This is a genomic window from Acinetobacter sp. SFB (assembly GCF_001647545.1).
GTDB lineage: Bacteria > Pseudomonadota > Gammaproteobacteria > Pseudomonadales > Moraxellaceae > Acinetobacter.
On the sequence record NZ_LSZH01000001.1, the window covers coordinates 345,098 to 360,663 of the forward strand.

12 protein-coding genes are annotated in these 15,566 nt (G+C 42.0%); 3 read left to right on the forward strand and 9 right to left on the reverse strand.

The window, feature by feature from the left end:
* Positions 1 to 10 precede the first annotated feature (10 nt).
* The 6 genes from tolB to AY606_RS01645 all read right to left on the reverse strand — a co-directional run bounded on the left by tolB (position 11) and on the right by AY606_RS01645 (position 6,123).
* The gene (tolB, locus tag AY606_RS01620; RefSeq protein ID WP_171255335.1) at positions 11 to 1,294 is read right to left on the reverse strand and encodes a Tol-Pal system beta propeller repeat protein TolB; all 1,284 of its coding nucleotides are present in this window, start codon (positions 1,292 to 1,294) and stop codon (positions 11 to 13) included.
* Between the two features lie 206 nt (positions 1,295 to 1,500).
* Positions 1,501 to 2,940 carry a cell envelope integrity protein TolA gene (gene tolA, locus AY606_RS01625; protein WP_067863707.1) on the reverse strand — a complete coding sequence of 480 codons (1,440 nt, stop codon included), beginning with the start codon at positions 2,938 to 2,940 and terminating at the stop codon, positions 1,501 to 1,503.
* Positions 2,941 to 2,943: 3 nt separating this feature from the next.
* The gene (gene tolR, locus AY606_RS01630) at positions 2,944 to 3,393 is read right to left on the reverse strand and encodes a protein TolR (protein ID WP_067863710.1); all 450 of its coding nucleotides are present in this window, start codon (positions 3,391 to 3,393) and stop codon (positions 2,944 to 2,946) included.
* The gene (gene tolQ / locus AY606_RS01635; RefSeq protein ID WP_067863712.1) at positions 3,393 to 4,091 is read right to left on the reverse strand and encodes a protein TolQ; all 699 of its coding nucleotides are present in this window, start codon (positions 4,089 to 4,091) and stop codon (positions 3,393 to 3,395) included. Before tolQ ends, tolR begins: the two co-directional genes overlap by 1 nt.
* A 23-nt stretch (positions 4,092 to 4,114) precedes the next feature.
* A complete protein-coding gene (gene ybgC, locus AY606_RS01640; RefSeq protein WP_067863715.1) occupies positions 4,115 to 4,522 on the reverse strand; it encodes a tol-pal system-associated acyl-CoA thioesterase in 408 nt (135 codons plus the stop codon).
* 245 nt (positions 4,523 to 4,767) lie between these two features.
* Positions 4,768 to 6,123, reverse strand: coding sequence for an amidohydrolase (locus tag AY606_RS01645; RefSeq protein ID WP_067863718.1), 1,356 nt, complete (start codon positions 6,121 to 6,123; stop codon positions 4,768 to 4,770).
* Positions 6,124 to 6,426: 303 nt separating this feature from the next.
* Between AY606_RS01645 and AY606_RS01650 the strand changes: the two genes are divergently transcribed.
* Together AY606_RS01650 and AY606_RS16355 are read left to right on the forward strand one after the other, a co-directional pair.
* Positions 6,427 to 7,008: a hypothetical protein gene (locus AY606_RS01650; protein WP_067863721.1), complete on the forward strand. Its 582-nt coding sequence runs from the start codon at positions 6,427 to 6,429 to the stop codon at positions 7,006 to 7,008.
* 79 nt (positions 7,009 to 7,087) lie between these two features.
* Positions 7,088 to 7,843: a hypothetical protein gene (locus tag AY606_RS16355; RefSeq protein ID WP_067863724.1), complete on the forward strand. Its 756-nt coding sequence runs from the start codon at positions 7,088 to 7,090 to the stop codon at positions 7,841 to 7,843.
* Positions 7,844 to 7,857: 14 nt separating this feature from the next.
* On the opposite strand, the gene ruvB is transcribed toward AY606_RS16355, so the two are convergent.
* The 3 genes from ruvB to AY606_RS01670 form a co-directional block, all read right to left on the reverse strand.
* Positions 7,858 to 8,865: a Holliday junction branch migration DNA helicase RuvB gene (gene ruvB / locus AY606_RS01660; protein WP_067863727.1), complete on the reverse strand. Its 1,008-nt coding sequence runs from the start codon at positions 8,863 to 8,865 to the stop codon at positions 7,858 to 7,860.
* A gap of 218 nt (positions 8,866 to 9,083) precedes the next feature.
* Positions 9,084 to 9,686: a Holliday junction branch migration protein RuvA gene (gene ruvA, locus AY606_RS01665; RefSeq protein WP_067863730.1), complete on the reverse strand. Its 603-nt coding sequence runs from the start codon at positions 9,684 to 9,686 to the stop codon at positions 9,084 to 9,086.
* A 120-nt stretch (positions 9,687 to 9,806) separates the two neighbouring features.
* On the reverse strand, positions 9,807 to 11,147 hold the full coding sequence (locus tag AY606_RS01670; RefSeq protein ID WP_067863733.1) for a deoxyguanosinetriphosphate triphosphohydrolase: 1,341 nt from the start codon (positions 11,145 to 11,147) through the stop codon (positions 9,807 to 9,809).
* A 580-nt stretch (positions 11,148 to 11,727) separates the two neighbouring features.
* On the opposite strand from AY606_RS01670, the gene purL reads away from it, so the two are divergent.
* Complete coding sequence (gene purL, locus AY606_RS01675; RefSeq protein WP_067863736.1) at positions 11,728 to 15,561, forward strand: phosphoribosylformylglycinamidine synthase; 3,834 nt, start codon at positions 11,728 to 11,730, stop codon at positions 15,559 to 15,561.
* Positions 15,562 to 15,566 lie beyond the last annotated feature (5 nt).

The following is a 15,566-nucleotide window of genomic DNA, read 5'->3' on the forward strand; positions in this document are numbered from 1 at the left end:
AATTAAATTCTTATTTCGGTGCCCAAGCAGGTTCACGAACCTCACCTTGTTCACTGGGTAAATTCATGCGGAAACGCCCATCAAGCGACATGATGGACAATAATCCACGATTCCCTTCACGTGTTGCATAAACCACCATTTGTCCATTTGGCGAAAAACTTGGTGATTCATCCAGACTGGTTGGGGTCAGAATATTGGTAATGCCGGTATTGATATCCTGAATAGCCACTTTGTAATTGCTGCCACTTGGACGATGGACTAAAGCAATTTTTTTACCATCTGCACTTAAACTACCGCGTGCATTAAATGCCCCACGGAAAGTTAGGCGCTTAGTTGAAGTATTGGCAAAATCATAAGTATAAATTTGTGGTGAACCGCCGCGGTCCGAGGTGAAAATAAATGATTTACCGTCTGGGGCATACCGTGCTTCTGTATCAATGGCACTATCATTGGTCATACGCTGTAACTGACGTGTTTCCAGATTCATTTGATAGATTTCAGGGTTGCCATGCAGAGATGCAGTAAACAGCATGCTTTTACCATCTGGCGAGAAGCTGGGTGCACCATTTAAACCACGGAAGCTTGCCAGTTTTTCACGTTGACCTGTCCCCAAGTCTTGTACATAAATGGCAGGACGTTTGGTTTCAAATGAAACATAGGCAATTTTTTTCGCGTCCGGTGTCCAGGCAGGGGACAAAATGGGATCACGGGAGGTGAGAATTGTTTTTGGCTGTTCGCCATCCGTGTCGGCAATTTGCAGGGTATAACGCTGTTCAGGTGTAGCGGGGTTGCGCAGTACATAGGCAATGCGTCCGCTAAAGTCACCTGCAATACCCGTTAATGCCTGATAAATTGCATCACTGATGGTGTGTCCCGCTTGGCGAATACGTGAAGCAGGAACCGTCAGTAATTCATTTAATAAGTATTGCTGTTTTTCTACATCATAGAGCTGATAATGAACTTCATACGCACCATTTTCTAATGTTTTTACTGTGCCTGTCACCACATACGGAACACCTGCAGATTTCCATGCCTCTGCATTCGGGGTATTCATACTCGCTGTTGCAGGCAGGTTTTTTGAAGCACTTGAAAATTTGCCAGAGCGATTTAAGTCATTTTCGACAATCGGATAAAGATTTTGATCATTATTGAACGGAATAATCGCAATTTTCGGTGCTTCTTCTGGTGCCTTAGCAATTTCTAAATGCAGTTGTGCATAAGACTGGGTCGCTAAAACAGGACTTAAAGCTGTCAAAATGGTTAGGCAAAGTAGATGTTTACGCGTCATTTTCATCATCCGCTACTTACTCTAAAAAATGTAAATTATTGTGAATTCGGTTGTGTCACATCATGGCATGATTTTGCTTTATTGAAACCACCTCATGATAACTTAACTGTTATAAGACTGTGAAAAGTGAATAAAATATAAGCTATTTTTTAACAATAGCCCAATACCCCCGTCAAAAAAAACCTCAATTAAATTTGATGTGGCCGTTTGTTTTATTTCGCAGTAAAGCTTGAGGTAAAGGTTCTTGCTTCATGTCGTGCATCTGGATCGGAAGGCATAGGATAAGGCGCTGCTGCACGAACTGCAGCTTCTACACTTGCTTTCATGTCCGGATCACTTGAATTGACGATAACCGATTGAACTGCACCACTATCACTTAAAGTCACACGAGCAGTGGCTTTTTGACCGGATGAGCCGCTCGGAATATCCCAAGCCCGTTTAACTTTATTTTCAAAGTCACGTTTTGCAGTTGAGGCGATTTTCTTTGCTTCCGCTTTTTTAGTCGCGGCTTCTTCAGCAGCTTGTTTAGCTGATGATGCTTTGGCTTCTTCAGCTGCACGCTCACGGGCTTCAGCGTCCGCTTTAGCTTTATTGGCTGCGTCCGCTTTAGCTTTATTGGCTGCGTCTGCTTTGGCTTTTTCAGCCGCATCAGATTTGGCTTTATTGGCAGCATCTGCTTTGGCTTTATTCGCTGCATCCGCTTTGGCTTTATTTGCTGCATCCGCTTTGGCTTTATTCGCTGCATCAGCTTTGGCTTTTTCAGCTGCATCAGCCTTGGCTTTATTCGCAGCATCAGCCTTGGCTTTATTCGCAGCATCAGCTTTGGCTTTTTCAGCTGCATCAGCCTTGGCTTTATTCGCAGCATCAGCCTTGGCTTTATTCGCAGCATCAGCTTTGGCTTTATTTGCTGCATCCGCTTTGGCTTTATTCGCTTCATCGGCTTTAGCTTTATTCGCAGCATCAGCTTTGGCTTTATTGGCTGCATTGGCTTTATTCGCAGCATCCGCTTTGGCTTTGTTTACTGCATCCGCTTTGGCTTTTTCGGCCACTTCTGCCTTAGCTTTATTCAAAGCATCAGCTTTAGCTTTAGCCGCCGTATCTGCTTTGGCTTTTTCAGCAGCATCAGCTTTAGCTTTTTCAGCCTTATCTACTTTTGCCTTAGCTTGAGCATCAGCTTGGGCCTTTAGTTTACTGGCTTCATTTGCTTTTTCCTGTTCGGAAGCTTGTTGTTCAGCTTTTTTCAGAGCTTCTGCCGCAGCTTTTGCTTGCTGAGCAGCTTTATTGGCATCAGGCTTTGCTGGTGCTGGTGCTGGTGCTGGTGCTGGTGCTGGTGCTGGTGCTGGAGTAGAAGGAGTAGGCTGCGCAACTGGAATTACCGGAGCAGGTTCAGCACTCGGTTTTGCTATTTGTTGAACGTGTTCTGCAACTTTTTCATGCGCTGTTTCAGCCGAGTCTGTCTGTTCTAAAGGCACAGGCTCGGGTGGGAGTAAATCTTCAGGCTTGACCAAAACCATTTTAATTTGTTTAGGCTGCTCGACAGGTTTACTCATGCCTAAAAAAAGTAAGCCAGTGATTGCCACAGCATGGATCCCGAGGGTAAATCCAAGTGCAATTGTTTTTTCTTTGGATTGTGGCTTTATCAAATCTTTCATACTTTATTCTAGAGGCTTAGTTAGTAGACTAACTTGTGTTAAACCCGCATCTTGAAGACCTGACATTAAAGCCATGACATCTCCATAAGGACGTGTGGTAGCACCATTAATGACAACATTCATTTCCTTGTTATCATTTTTGGCTTGAGTTTGTGCCTCAATTAAAACACTGGTCAATTGAGTTAGATCAACAGGTCCAGTTTTTTGACCTTTATACTCCAGATAATACAGACCGTCTTTATCCAGTGTCACGATTGTCGGTGCATCTTTAGATTCGATGGGATTGCCATTGGCTTGAGGTAAATCGACTTTAATCCCACTGGTAATCATGGGTGCTGTGACCATAAAAATCACCAAAAGCACCAGCATGACGTCAATATAAGGGACGACATTCATATCACTTTTTAGTGGTTTTTTAACCCGTTCAAAGCGTCCAGAACGCTGAATTGCCATTAGTCATTTTCCTGTGCAGAACTCACAGTTTGACGTTGCAATAGCGCAACCATTTCTTCAGCAAATAATGCACGATCTGAATAGACCGTTTCACCTTTTGCCGTGTAATGGTTAAATGCCAATACCGCAGGAATTGCTGCAAAAAGACCAATCGCGGTGGCAATCAGGGCTTCGGCAATACCTGGAGCTACGGTTGCTAAAGTGACTTGATCTACATCTGCCAGACCAATAAAGGCATTCATGATGCCCCAAACTGTACCGAATAGACCCACATAAGGGGCAACAGAACCAATGCTGGCAAGTGCACCTAAACCTTGTTCAAGCAAACCTTGGTCACGACTTAGACCGACACGTAAAATACGTTCAGTACCTTCAATCGTTTGCGTATTTGGCGCTTGAAGTTTTTGGAGTTTAAAAAACTCGCCTATACCGTGATAGAAAATATCTTCCAGACCGGTACGTTTGGAATTGAGCTGGGCATTGTTGTATAGCGTATTGAGTTCAGCGCCAGACCAGAAGATTTTTTGAAAATGTTCATCATCTGCCTGGGCTTTTTTATAACTCATATGTAACTTGGCAATCAGATACCAACTGTATAAAGATGCGAGCAGGAGCACGAGCATTACCAGTTGAACGATGGGACTTGCTTGTAAAATAAGATCTGATATGTGTAAAGATGATTCTAGTTCTGTTGCCATAGTTACATGTGCCAATAAATTTTTTAGTCTTGTTCTAACTCTTTAAGAATTAGTTCACGAATTTCGTCTGGAAGTCTACGAGGTTTCATTTCGGCACTTATACATGCCAACTCGACCTCGCCAGATGCAAGCATGATTTCACCACGATAAATATTTTGTTGCAATACAAATGATGTCGCTTTACACGAAACTACACTTGCAGTCACGGTAATTAAATCATCCATCAGGATTGGGCGTGAATATTTCACGTTAATTTTATGCACCACAAAGTTGTAATCTTTTTGGTGCCAATAATGGTCCACACCCGATGCACGCAGCCATTCGGTACGAGTACGTTCCATAAAACGAATATGATTCGCGTGATAGACAATGCCACCTGCATCAGTGTCTTCAATATATACACGAATATTGAATTCGAATTTATTCGCCATGATTGTGTCCCATTTTTCAATTCGGTTTTATGGAGTTGGCAGTACTTTTAGCGTAATAAAAACCATTGGAAAATGACATTTCTTTCGCTAAGAGTCAAGCTGTGTAAAGCATTGCAGTTTATCATCATAAGTTTTTAGTCCAATGGCACAAGGTTTCAAATGAAATCTATTCTGTATTAAATTAGCAAAATCTTTAGATATAAAAAAAGTGAGCAAAGAATGCTCACTTTTTAAGGAAATGTACTTTATTTTTTTGCAGCTTGCATCTTTTTCCAGTCTGCCTGTACCTGCTCGGCAACTTTTGGATAATCCAGGATGAAGCGCACATGACTTTCAACCCCAGTTTTTAAGGTTGCATCATCAACAATAAACATTGGGTTATGGTTTGGTGCAGCGGTTGCCATATCTTGATTTGGCGGTGTAGCACCAACAAATACGAATAGGGACGGCATAATTTGACCATAGTATGCAAAGTCTTCACTTGCACTGGCATTGTTGTCGAGTAACTGTAATTTGGCTTCGCCATTTACTTTGGCGAGGGTGGGTTGCATCAATTGGGTAATCACTTTGCCATTTGAAGTCACAGGTGCATAAGATGAAATATCTACTTTTGCAGTAACATCATTGGCAAGTGCATTGTGTTCAATCATTATGGGTAAGTCTTTTAAAATGCTTTGGCGAATTTTTTCACTGTTCGAGCGAATAGTACCGACCATATTCACCTTATCAGGAATGACGTTGCCTGCTGTACCGCCGTGAATACTACCAATACTCACTACACCCATACCTTGAGTCAAGTCGGCACGACGACTGATTAAACTTTGTAAATTATTTACGATTTGAGATGAGGCATAAATCGGATCACGTCCTAGCCACGGCATAGAACCATGTGCTTGTTGACCTTGAACTTCAATATTTAATAAATCAGCGCTGTTTAAAATCGCACCATCTTTATATAAAATGTTGCCGCTTGGCATACCTGCCATCACGTGCATTCCAAAAATCACTTCCGGTTTAGGATTATTCAAGGCACCATCGGAAATCATTTTACGTGCGCCAACTAACTGACCCTCTTTAAAGTTATCAATATCCGCACCACCTTCTTCAGCAGGTTGAAAAACGAAAACCACTGTCCCTGCAATTTTATCTTTGTTGGCAGCTAAAGTTTTTGCTGCACCGAGTAACATCGCGGTATGGGCATCATGTCCACAGGCATGCATAACCGGTGTTTCTTGACCTTGATAGACGCCTTTTGCTTTACTTGCAAAAGAGAGTCCTGTTTTTTCTTCAACAGGCAATGCATCCATATCGGCACGTAATGCCATGACTGGACCCGGTTTGCCACCTTTTAAAATACCAATAACACCTGTTTTGGCATAACCTGTTTTTACTTCGATGCCATAAGATTTAAGCTCTTTTTGAACCAAGGCCGAAGTTTTAAATTCCATATTACCCAGTTCAGGGTTCTGATGAATATATTGGCGCAGTTTAATCGTATGAGTTTCTACATTTTTCACGGATTCATCAACCCAATCTGCAAGGCTTAATTGGCTACAGAACAGGAGCGGAAGGCAAAGCGAGATCTGCTTATACTTGTTCATATCTTCTGAAACTCCTTAAGAGCGTGAAATGATAGAAAGATTTTTGAATATTGCATGTGAGCGCAGGCTAAGCAAAACCTTTAAAGTATGGTTTTTATATCTTTAAGGTATATTGTGGTTTAGTGTTTGGAATATAAGGTTTTTATTTACAATTTCACTTTGTAAAATTCTGTATTTTAATTTGGAATCAGCTTCTATAAATTGTGATTGTAACTGTTAATTTTCGGGTCTGTGGCCCACAGATTTAATTCGCTTCAATTTATTATTTGTTCATTACTGCATTGATCAGCCTTAGAGTTTTAAATGAGTCGCTTTTTGAAATATATAATTATTTTCGCCTTGGGGTTTGCACTGTGGAATTATTGGCTGAAACCGGATAAAGGCATTTCCGATGCTGCTGATTATCAAACCATAGAGGGAGTGCAGCAGTTCAATGGTTACAGCATGACGAATTTGCAGCCTTATACGGGAGAGTTTAGGGTTTTATCAAGAGAAGACTATAGTTTCGGTCGAGAGGCCGAACTCAGTCCAGTTGATTTTGCCTTGGGATGGGGCAGCATGACCAATCCTGCTGTTTATAAGCAGTTGTCGATTAGTCAGAGCAACCGCTGGTATTACTGGCGTTATGAAAATGCACCGCCCATTCCAGTACGTGAAATTGAAACGCAAAGTGCCAATACGCATTTGATTCCCGCAACTAAAGCAATCGCCAAACAACTGTCTGAAATTGATCAAGACAATTTGATTTATTTGAAAGGGCAGTTGGTGGAAGTAAAAGCACAAGATGGATGGACATGGCGTAGTTCTTTAAGCCGTGAAGATACAGGTGGTGGTGCGTGTGAGTTGATGCTGGTGGAAGAAGTACATGTTATCTCTAATTTATAAGTATGTAATTAATTAAAATAAAAAGAAAAAACCTTTAAGATATCCTCCAGAAGATATTGAAAAAATAAGTTGGGAAAAGATGGCAGAACAAGAAAACAAACAAGCGTTAATGATTCAGCTTCCGTGGACAGTACCGCAACAGCCAAATGTACAAACGATTGTTTTACAACAACCTGCTAAAACACATATGGAGCTAAATGCATCTACAGATAAAACAGCCATTTCCTCTTTTGCACTTTCAGTAATGATTGCTCTGATTTTAGGAGCAATGGCAACATGGTTAGCCTATTGGTACGGACGTAAAAGCTTTGAGTTAACGAAGCAATCTTTTGATGCTCTTGTAAAACAGATTGAAAGTTCCGAACTTGTTACATTGGAGTCTAATAGAAGTATTTATGGACAGAACAGAAAAATTGAAATAATAAAACAAGAATTCGAACTCAAATATAGAAGGTTAGAAAGGTTAAAGGAAAATTTTTCAAATTTCATTGTCAATGCTGAAAATTTAAATATTGAAATATTCAAGTTAAATTTTGATGCTTTAAATGAAAAAATAGCGAATAAGGAAATTCAAATTAGAAGAAATACAATAAACGAAAATCAAAAAAAATTAGATTTACAGTCAAAAATTATTAAATTTGAATTCGATGATTCTTGTGAACAAGAAATAGAATTAGAAATTATACTTATAAAAATTATATTAGAGTTAACATGGTTAGAAGGGAATGCGTTGTTAAAGAAAAATAATGACCGATGTTTAGAGCTTGAAACCATTATAAAAAAAGCGGAATTTTTAATGAAAAACATAATATTTCAAAATAAAAAAGCAGCCTAAGCTGCTTTTTTAAATCATTTATCTTTCGGTTCAGGCGGTGTCATGCCAAACTGCAAATACGCCATATTGGTGGCAATACGACCACGCGCAGTACGCATCGCATAACCTTGCTGAATCAAATATGGTTCAATTACATCTTCCAATGTACCTGAGTCTTCCGCCATTGCAGCAGCCAAAGCTTCTACACCGGCAGGACCACCATCAAATCGCTCAAGCAACATGCTTAAGTAACGGCGGTCTAACGTGTCCAAACCATCCTTATCGACTTTCAACATATCCAGTGCACGTTGCGCCATATCCTGATTGACTTCACCGTTGCCTTTGACTTGAGCATAATCACGCACACGACGCAATAAACGATTGGCAATACGCGGTGTACCACGTGCACGACGGGCAATTTCTATGGCACCATCGCCAGTCATGGGAACGTCCATTAAAGATGCTGAACGTTTCACGATATGGGTTAAATCTTCAACCGAATAAAACTCTAAACGCTGCACAATACCAAAGCGGTCACGTAGCGGAGAGGTGAGCAAGCCAGCACGTGTTGTTGCTGCAACCAAAGTAAATGGTGGTAAATCCAGTTTAATTGAACGTGCACCTGGTCCTTCACCAATCATGATATCGAGTTGGTAATCTTCCATTGCAGGATACAAAATTTCTTCAATCACTGGAGAAAGACGATGGATTTCATCAATAAATAAAACGTCACCTTCTTCCAGATTGGTCAGCATGGCGGCCAAATCGCCGGCACGTTCGAGTACAGGGCCAGAAGTCGATTTTAAGTTACCACCCATTTCCCGCGCAATAATATTGGCAAGCGTGGTTTTGCCCAAACCTGGTGGGCCAAAAATCAAGGTATGGTCAAGTGCCTCACCACGGCCACGTGCTGCACCAATAAAGATTTCCATTTGCTCACGTACCACTGGCTGACCAACATAGTCTTCCAGAGAAGTGGGGCGAATGGCACGATCAAAATGATCTTCAGGTTTTTCAGAACCACTGATTAAACGGTCTTGCATCTTTATTGAATCTATCCCTATATGGTTGCTTTGAGGTGGATAAATTCACAACCTCAAAAAATCTCTATGACTCGTTTTGCCTTTGCGTAAGCAATATTTACTTTTGACCGGGCAAAAGTAACAAAACCCTTGGTAGAAATAATGACATATTCATATGCCATATTTCTGCGGCAGCGTGGATATTGCCTTTCATTGCATCTATAGCTTTATATAATGAGTTATTTATTCATCGATTTAAGCGCAGCACGGATAATATCACCGGCTTCGGTGTAATCACCTTTCACAGCATTAATCAGTTTTTGAGTTTCAGCCGGTTTATAGCCCAGTGATTGCAACGCTGCTTCTGCTTCAGCAACTGCCGAATTGCCCATAAACTGAATTTGTGGCGCAGTTGAATTGGTTGGGACATTACCAGAAGACATGGCTTTAAAGCGGTCACGAAGTTCAATCATCAAACGTTCAGCAGTTTTTTTACCCACCCCCGGAACTTTAACCAGTGTGTTTAGGTCTTCATTCTCAACGGTATGAATAAGCAGTTCGATACTTAAAGTGGATAAAATGCCAAGCGCCATTTTAGGACCAACGCCGTTTACTTTAAGGAGGGTACGGAAAATGGTTTTCTCTTGTGCATCTAAAAAACCGTAAAGTAACTGTGCATCTTCACGAACGGTTAAATGCGTCCACAAAGTCACTTTTTGCCCTTTTTGTAATTGGCAAAATGTAGAAAGCGGTGTATCCACTTCATAGCCCACGCCATTTACATTGAGTAAGACGGTTGGTGCTTCTAAAGCAAATACTTCACCAATGAGACATCCAATCATTTTAATTTTTCACTTATCTATCGTTGGTTGCATAGTAGTGAGCATTTGCACGAAAGGCAAAATGCGCACGCATGTTTTTTAAATTGAACAAAGCTTTTGATCCAAATTTATGCAAAGTCTTTAGATCAAACCGGCTTTATTACCTTGCAATTCTTGCGACAGGTTGTAGGCCTGATGGTCTGAAAATTTAGAAATAATGTCCAAGACTTGCATAATATTTTCATAATGATTGCTTTGAAAATTGACCCCGGCACGTTGCAGCATAGACATTAGACGCTGTTCCTTAAAACTTAAAGTTTTATCTGGTGTGGTGAGAGGAATAAAGGCATCCAAAATATTTTGCAGACTTTGATGCGCGATAATTTCCAGACCGGCTTTTTGCGGATGTTCAAAAATTTTGTCACGCGCCAAGTTCTTCGCTCGATCAATGCCACGTTCAATATCTTCAGAACAATATTGCAACAAGCTGCCTTTGAGTTGCCCAGACAAAATTTCATAGTGATGTTTGGCAAATGCTGTGGTGACTTCATCCACCAGACGCTTCATCACACGGCCACGTAAAGCGGCAATTTTTTGCTGCCACGTGGTGGTGGGTATAGACAGTTCTTGCGGTGTTCCATAATCTGCAATTAAGTCGAGGAAAATCGGTTCCACTTCTTCATAAGACAGCATGTTTAAAATAATGCCATCTTCAAGGTCAATCAGCGCATAGCAAATATCATCTGCCGCTTCTAATAAATAAGTCAGTGGATGACGGCAATAGTGATATTCACCCAGCTGAATTAAACCGAGCTGTTCGGCAATCTGCTTCAAAATCTCTTTTTCGGATTGATAACACCCAAACTTTGCCCGTTGACTGGCAGGGCGATCACCTTGAGAAGCAATGGTTTTGGACAGCCACGGATACTTTAAGTAAGCCCCTAAGGTTGCATAAGTTAGACGCATACCCCCATCATTGGGATGATAGTCAATTTTGGTCAGTAAGCGTAAACCTTGGGCATTACCTTCAAACTGGCGTACATCGGCTTGTTCCTCAGGCGAGAGCTTTGCTAAAAAGTTGCCATGTGAAGCATCATCAAACCATTCGCGAATGGCATATTCACCGGCATGTCCAAAAGGCGGATTACCAATATCATGTGCGAGGCAAGCTGCCTGAATAATCGCACCGACATCGGCAGGGGAAATCCACACTGGCAGTTGGTCTTTAATTTTTTCAGCCGCCAGCATGCCGAGTGAGCGACCAATACAGGACACTTCTAAAGAATGGGTTAAACGGGTATGAATACCGTCATGCTGTGTCAGCGGATGAACTTGGGTTTTTCGGTTCAGTTGTCGAAAACTTTGCGAGAAAATAATCCGGTCATAATCTTTATGGAATGGGCTACGTGCCTGTTCTGTACTTTGCTTTTTGCTACCAATACGAACTGTTGAAAGTAGTTCTAACCAACGCATTTGTTCCATTTATCATTATTCAGTGATGACCTGAAATCATCATGCCAAAAAAAAGCCAAACAGACTAGAGTTGTGCGACACGATTTGTCTTTTGAATAGAGCATATAAACAGACAGGGGATACTTCGTGTTTCCTGAATGTTTTTAAATCGCATTGATCGTATTAGCTCAAACTCTAAAATGTTGCGAGCTTAAACCTCGATTATTCTATTTAATGAACAAATAAAAAGTGATGCGCTTGAGTTTTCGTCGTGTTATCTCAGTGCTGGTGACAGCCTTAATCAGGTTGATCCGCAATCAGTTAAAATTGTAGCAGAGGCGGTGGTTCATCTGCTGAAAACCCTTGATGAGCAATCATTCTACGAATTATAAATCACATTTAGAAACAAGATACTAAAGAATCCGATAGTGACAGAATTCAAAATTTTTATCTGAAAATTAAACTATTCTTCAGTGTTGTTGCATGAATTGATGGCACATTCGTGAATTTCTATCTAGCTGATTTGGTCAATACGAAGTAGAATATGCGCTCTCTCTAAGTCACATTGGCGGTATGGTCCCAAAGACCTGCCCGTGGAGCCAAAATCAGCATGTTTATCGTGGCCGGTGCACCAGCACACTCTTCTTTTAAGAAAACTCAACTCTTAAACCGTTTAACGTCAATGAGTTCTGTTCAATCAATTGAAAGTCAATGGATTTATCTGTTTGATCAAACGCTCAACGAGCAGCAGCATCAATCTGCATTACAACTATTAAATGACGGTGCGTCTTTTGAAGTTCGCCAGGCGGCAAGTGATGAAATTCAAGTTCTTGTAACACCGCGTTTAGGGACAATCTCTCCGTGGTCTTCTAAAGCGACTGATATTTTTGCCAATTGTAATACCCCCATACACCGCCTTGAACGCGGTGTTTTGTTTACTTTAAAGGGTATTTCTGAAATATCGAATGAAGTGAAACTGGCATTGCATGACCGCATGACTGAAAGCGTTTTCAATCAAATTGATGATGCAGTTGCCTTGTTTAACGAGACTGAACCAAAACCTTTAAATAGCATTGATATTTTAGGTCAAGGCAAAGAAGCACTGGTTAAAGCCAACTCTGAATTTGGGTTTGCATTGTCTGATGAAGAAATTGATTACTTAACCGAAGCATTTATCAAGATGGGTCGTAACCCGCACGACATCGAGCTGATGATGTTTGCACAAGCAAACTCTGAGCATTGCCGTCATAAAATCTTCGGTTCAGAATGGACGATTGATGGTGAAAAACAACCATTGTCATTGTTCCAGATGATTAAAAATACTTATAAAGAATCTCCTGCAGATGTATTGTCAGCATATAAAGACAATGCTTCTGTAATTGTGGGTTATGACACACAACGTTTCTATCCAAAACCGGATGAAAACGGTCACCACGTTTATAAATACAAGAGCCAGGCCGCTCATATCCTCATGAAAGTGGAAACCCATAACCATCCAACAGCGATTGCACCATTTGCAGGTGCTGCGACGGGGTCAGGCGGTGAAATTCGTGACGAAGGCGCAACAGGTCGTGGCGGTAAACCAAAAGCAGGTTTAACTGGCTTTACCGTGTCTAACCTTAATATTCCTGGTTTTGAACAGCCTTGGGAAGAAAACTACGGCAAACCATCGCGAATGGCGTCTCCACTCCAGATCATGATCGATGGTCCTTTAGGTGGGGCTGCGTTTAATAATGAATTTGGTCGTCCTGCCTTAAACGGTTACTTCCGTACTTTTGAACAAAACGTCAATGGTGATGTAAAGGGTTTCCACAAACCCATTATGATTGCCGGCGGTTACGGTAACATCCGTCCTGACCATGTTGAAAAAGATCCAATCCAGCCGGGCGATTTACTTATCGTTCTTGGCGGTCCTGCAATGCTGATTGGTTTGGGTGGCGGTGCAGCATCTTCAGTCGACAGCGGTAAACTTGGTGAAAACCTGGATTTCGCATCTGTACAGCGTGAAAACCCAGAAATGGAGCGCCGTTGCCAAGAAGTGATTGATACTTGCTGGCGTATGGAAGATTACAACCCAATCGTATCTGTACATGATGTCGGTGCGGGCGGTGTATCTAATGCCATGCCTGAGCTGGTGAACGATCACGAATTGGGTGCAGTACTAGATCTTCGTAAGATTCCATCATTAGAGCCAGGAATGTCTCCAATGGAGATCTGGTCAAACGAAGCGCAAGAACGTTATGTATTAGCGATTCGTCCAAGTTCTTTAGAATTGTTTGAATCGATTTGTGCGCGTGAACGCTGTCCGTTTGCTGTACTCGGTGAAGCGACAGAAGCGCGTCACTTAACCGTTGAAGATCCATTGTTTGAAAACAAAGCTGTGGATATGCCAATGCAAGTGATGCTTGGCGGTACACCGCGTATGAGCCGTTCTTTTGAGACCATTGAGCGTCAAGGCGATGAATTCACAGCAGAAACAGTGACTGATTTAAAAGATGCAATCTACCGCGTTCTTAAAAATCCAACGGTTGCATCTAAATCATTCTTGATTACCATTGGCGACCGTTCGATTACCGGTATGGTTGCACGTGATCAAATGGTAGGCCCTTGGCAAGTTCCTGTCGCAGATGCTGCAGTAACCACCACAAGCCTTGTAGGTTATACAGGTGAAGCAATGGCGATGGGTGAGCGTCCTCCTGTTGCATTGCTTAACCCTGCTGCGTCTGCACGTTTGGCTGTGGCTGAATCCATTTCAAACATCATGTGTGCCAATATCGAACAGATCAGCGACATTAAATTGTCTGCGAACTGGATGGCGGCTGCTGGTCAACAAGGTGAAGACCAAGCGCTATTTGAAGGTGTGAAAGCCATTGGTATGGAAATGTGTCCAGCCTTGGGTATCGCCATTCCAGTGGGTAAAGACTCATTGTCTATGCGTACCACCTGGAATGACGAAGGTGAAGACAAAGCAGTGACTTCACCAATGACCGGTGTGATTACCGCATTTGCACCAGTTGGTGATGTGCGTAAAACATTAACACCTGAATTGAAAAATGTGGATTCAGTACTGGTGCGCATTGACTTGTCTAAAGGTCAGTTCCGTTTGGGCGGTTCGATCCTTTCTCAGGTTTACAAAGCCATTGGTTCTGTAACCCCGGATGTCGACAGCTTCGATGACTTCAAAGCATTCTTTGCCTTGGTTCAAGACTGGAACAACCGCGGTTTAGTGAAAGCTTACCATGACATCGGTGATGGTGGTTTACTCGCAACTGTTGCAGAAATGATGTTTGCTTCACGTTTAGGTGTAGCACTTGAAGATCAATCGACTGAAGCTTTATTTGCTGAAGAAATTGGTGCGGTACTTCAAATCTCGACAAGCGATTGGGAAGCCCTTCAAGCTGAAGTTGCCGAATCCGCATTGAAAGATGCAATTAGCGTCGTGGGTCGTGTAAACAATACCGATCAATTGTCTATCAATGGTCTGGTGCTTGAACGTAGCGACTTGCAAGTGGCTTGGACTGAAGTGTCGTATCAGATTCAGCGTCTACGTGACAACGTGGAAACTGCGGATTCTGAGTTTGCTTTAATCACCGACAAGAATCACAAAGGTATCATTGCACAGCCGACATTCGACTTGAATGAACCTGTTGAAGCGCCGTTTATTAATTCACGTCGTCCAAACATGGTGATTTTACGTGAACAAGGCGTAAACGGTCATATTGAAATGGCTGCTGCATTTGACAAAGTTGGCTTCAACACTGTCGATGTTCACATGAGTGATCTTATCGCGGGTCGTATTGATCTGGATGACTTTGAAGGTTTAGTGACTTGTGGTGGTTTCTCTTATGGTGACGTCATGGGCGCAGGTGGTGGTTGGGCTAAATCGGTTCTATTCAACCCTAAACTTCGCGACCAATTTGAGAAATTCTTTAATCGTCAAGAAACCTTTTCTCTAGGGATCTGTAACGGTTGTCAAATGTTGTCTCAATTGGCTCCATTGATTCCGGGTGCTGATGCTTGGCCACGTTTCCACCGCAATACTTCTGAGATGTTTGAAGCGCGTGCTGTGAACGTACGTGTTGAAAAGTCTCACTCGATCTTGTTAGACGGTATGGAAGGTTCGATTTTACCAATCGCGGTTGCGCATGGTGAAGGTCGTGTAGTTGCAACTGAGGACAAAATTGCTGCGTTAAATGCAGGCAATCAAGTCAGCTTACGTTATGTAGACAGCTTGGGTAATGCGACTCAGCAATATCCATTGAACCCGAACGGTTCACCGGAAGCGATTACAGGTGTGACCTCGAAAGATGGCCGTGCAACGATTATGATGCCGCACCCTGAACGTAACTTCCGTGCAGTTCAACATTCTTGGAAACCTGAAGAATGGACTGAAGACGGTGCATGGTTACGTATGTTCCGTAATGCACGTAAGTTCATTGGCTAACCTTC

Bases quoted from the DNA above. Each gene is read 5' to 3' on its own strand.
- ruvB (WP_067863727.1), bottom strand. From the start codon at position 8,865: ATGCAAGACCGTTTAATCAGTGGTTCTGAAAAACCTGAAGATCATTTT.
- tolR (WP_067863710.1), bottom strand. From the start codon at position 3,393: ATGGCAATTCAGCGTTCTGGACGCTTTGAACGGGTTAAAAAACCACTA.
- AY606_RS01650 (WP_067863721.1), top strand. From the start codon at position 6,427: ATGAGTCGCTTTTTGAAATATATAATTATTTTCGCCTTGGGGTTTGCA.
- tolQ (WP_067863712.1), bottom strand. From the start codon at position 4,091: ATGGCAACAGAACTAGAATCATCTTTACACATATCAGATCTTATTTTA.
- AY606_RS01670 (WP_067863733.1), bottom strand. From the start codon at position 11,147: ATGGAACAAATGCGTTGGTTAGAACTACTTTCAACAGTTCGTATTGGT.
- tolA (WP_067863707.1), bottom strand. From the start codon at position 2,940: ATGAAAGATTTGATAAAGCCACAATCCAAAGAAAAAACAATTGCACTT.
- AY606_RS01645 (WP_067863718.1), bottom strand. From the start codon at position 6,123: ATGAACAAGTATAAGCAGATCTCGCTTTGCCTTCCGCTCCTGTTCTGT.
- tolB (WP_171255335.1), bottom strand. From the start codon at position 1,294: ATGAAAATGACGCGTAAACATCTACTTTGCCTAACCATTTTGACAGCT.
- AY606_RS16355 (WP_067863724.1), top strand. From the start codon at position 7,088: ATGGCAGAACAAGAAAACAAACAAGCGTTAATGATTCAGCTTCCGTGG.
- ybgC (WP_067863715.1), bottom strand. From the start codon at position 4,522: ATGGCGAATAAATTCGAATTCAATATTCGTGTATATATTGAAGACACT.
- purL (WP_067863736.1), top strand. From the start codon at position 11,728: ATGTTTATCGTGGCCGGTGCACCAGCACACTCTTCTTTTAAGAAAACT.
- ruvA (WP_067863730.1), bottom strand. From the start codon at position 9,686: ATGATTGGATGTCTCATTGGTGAAGTATTTGCTTTAGAAGCACCAACC.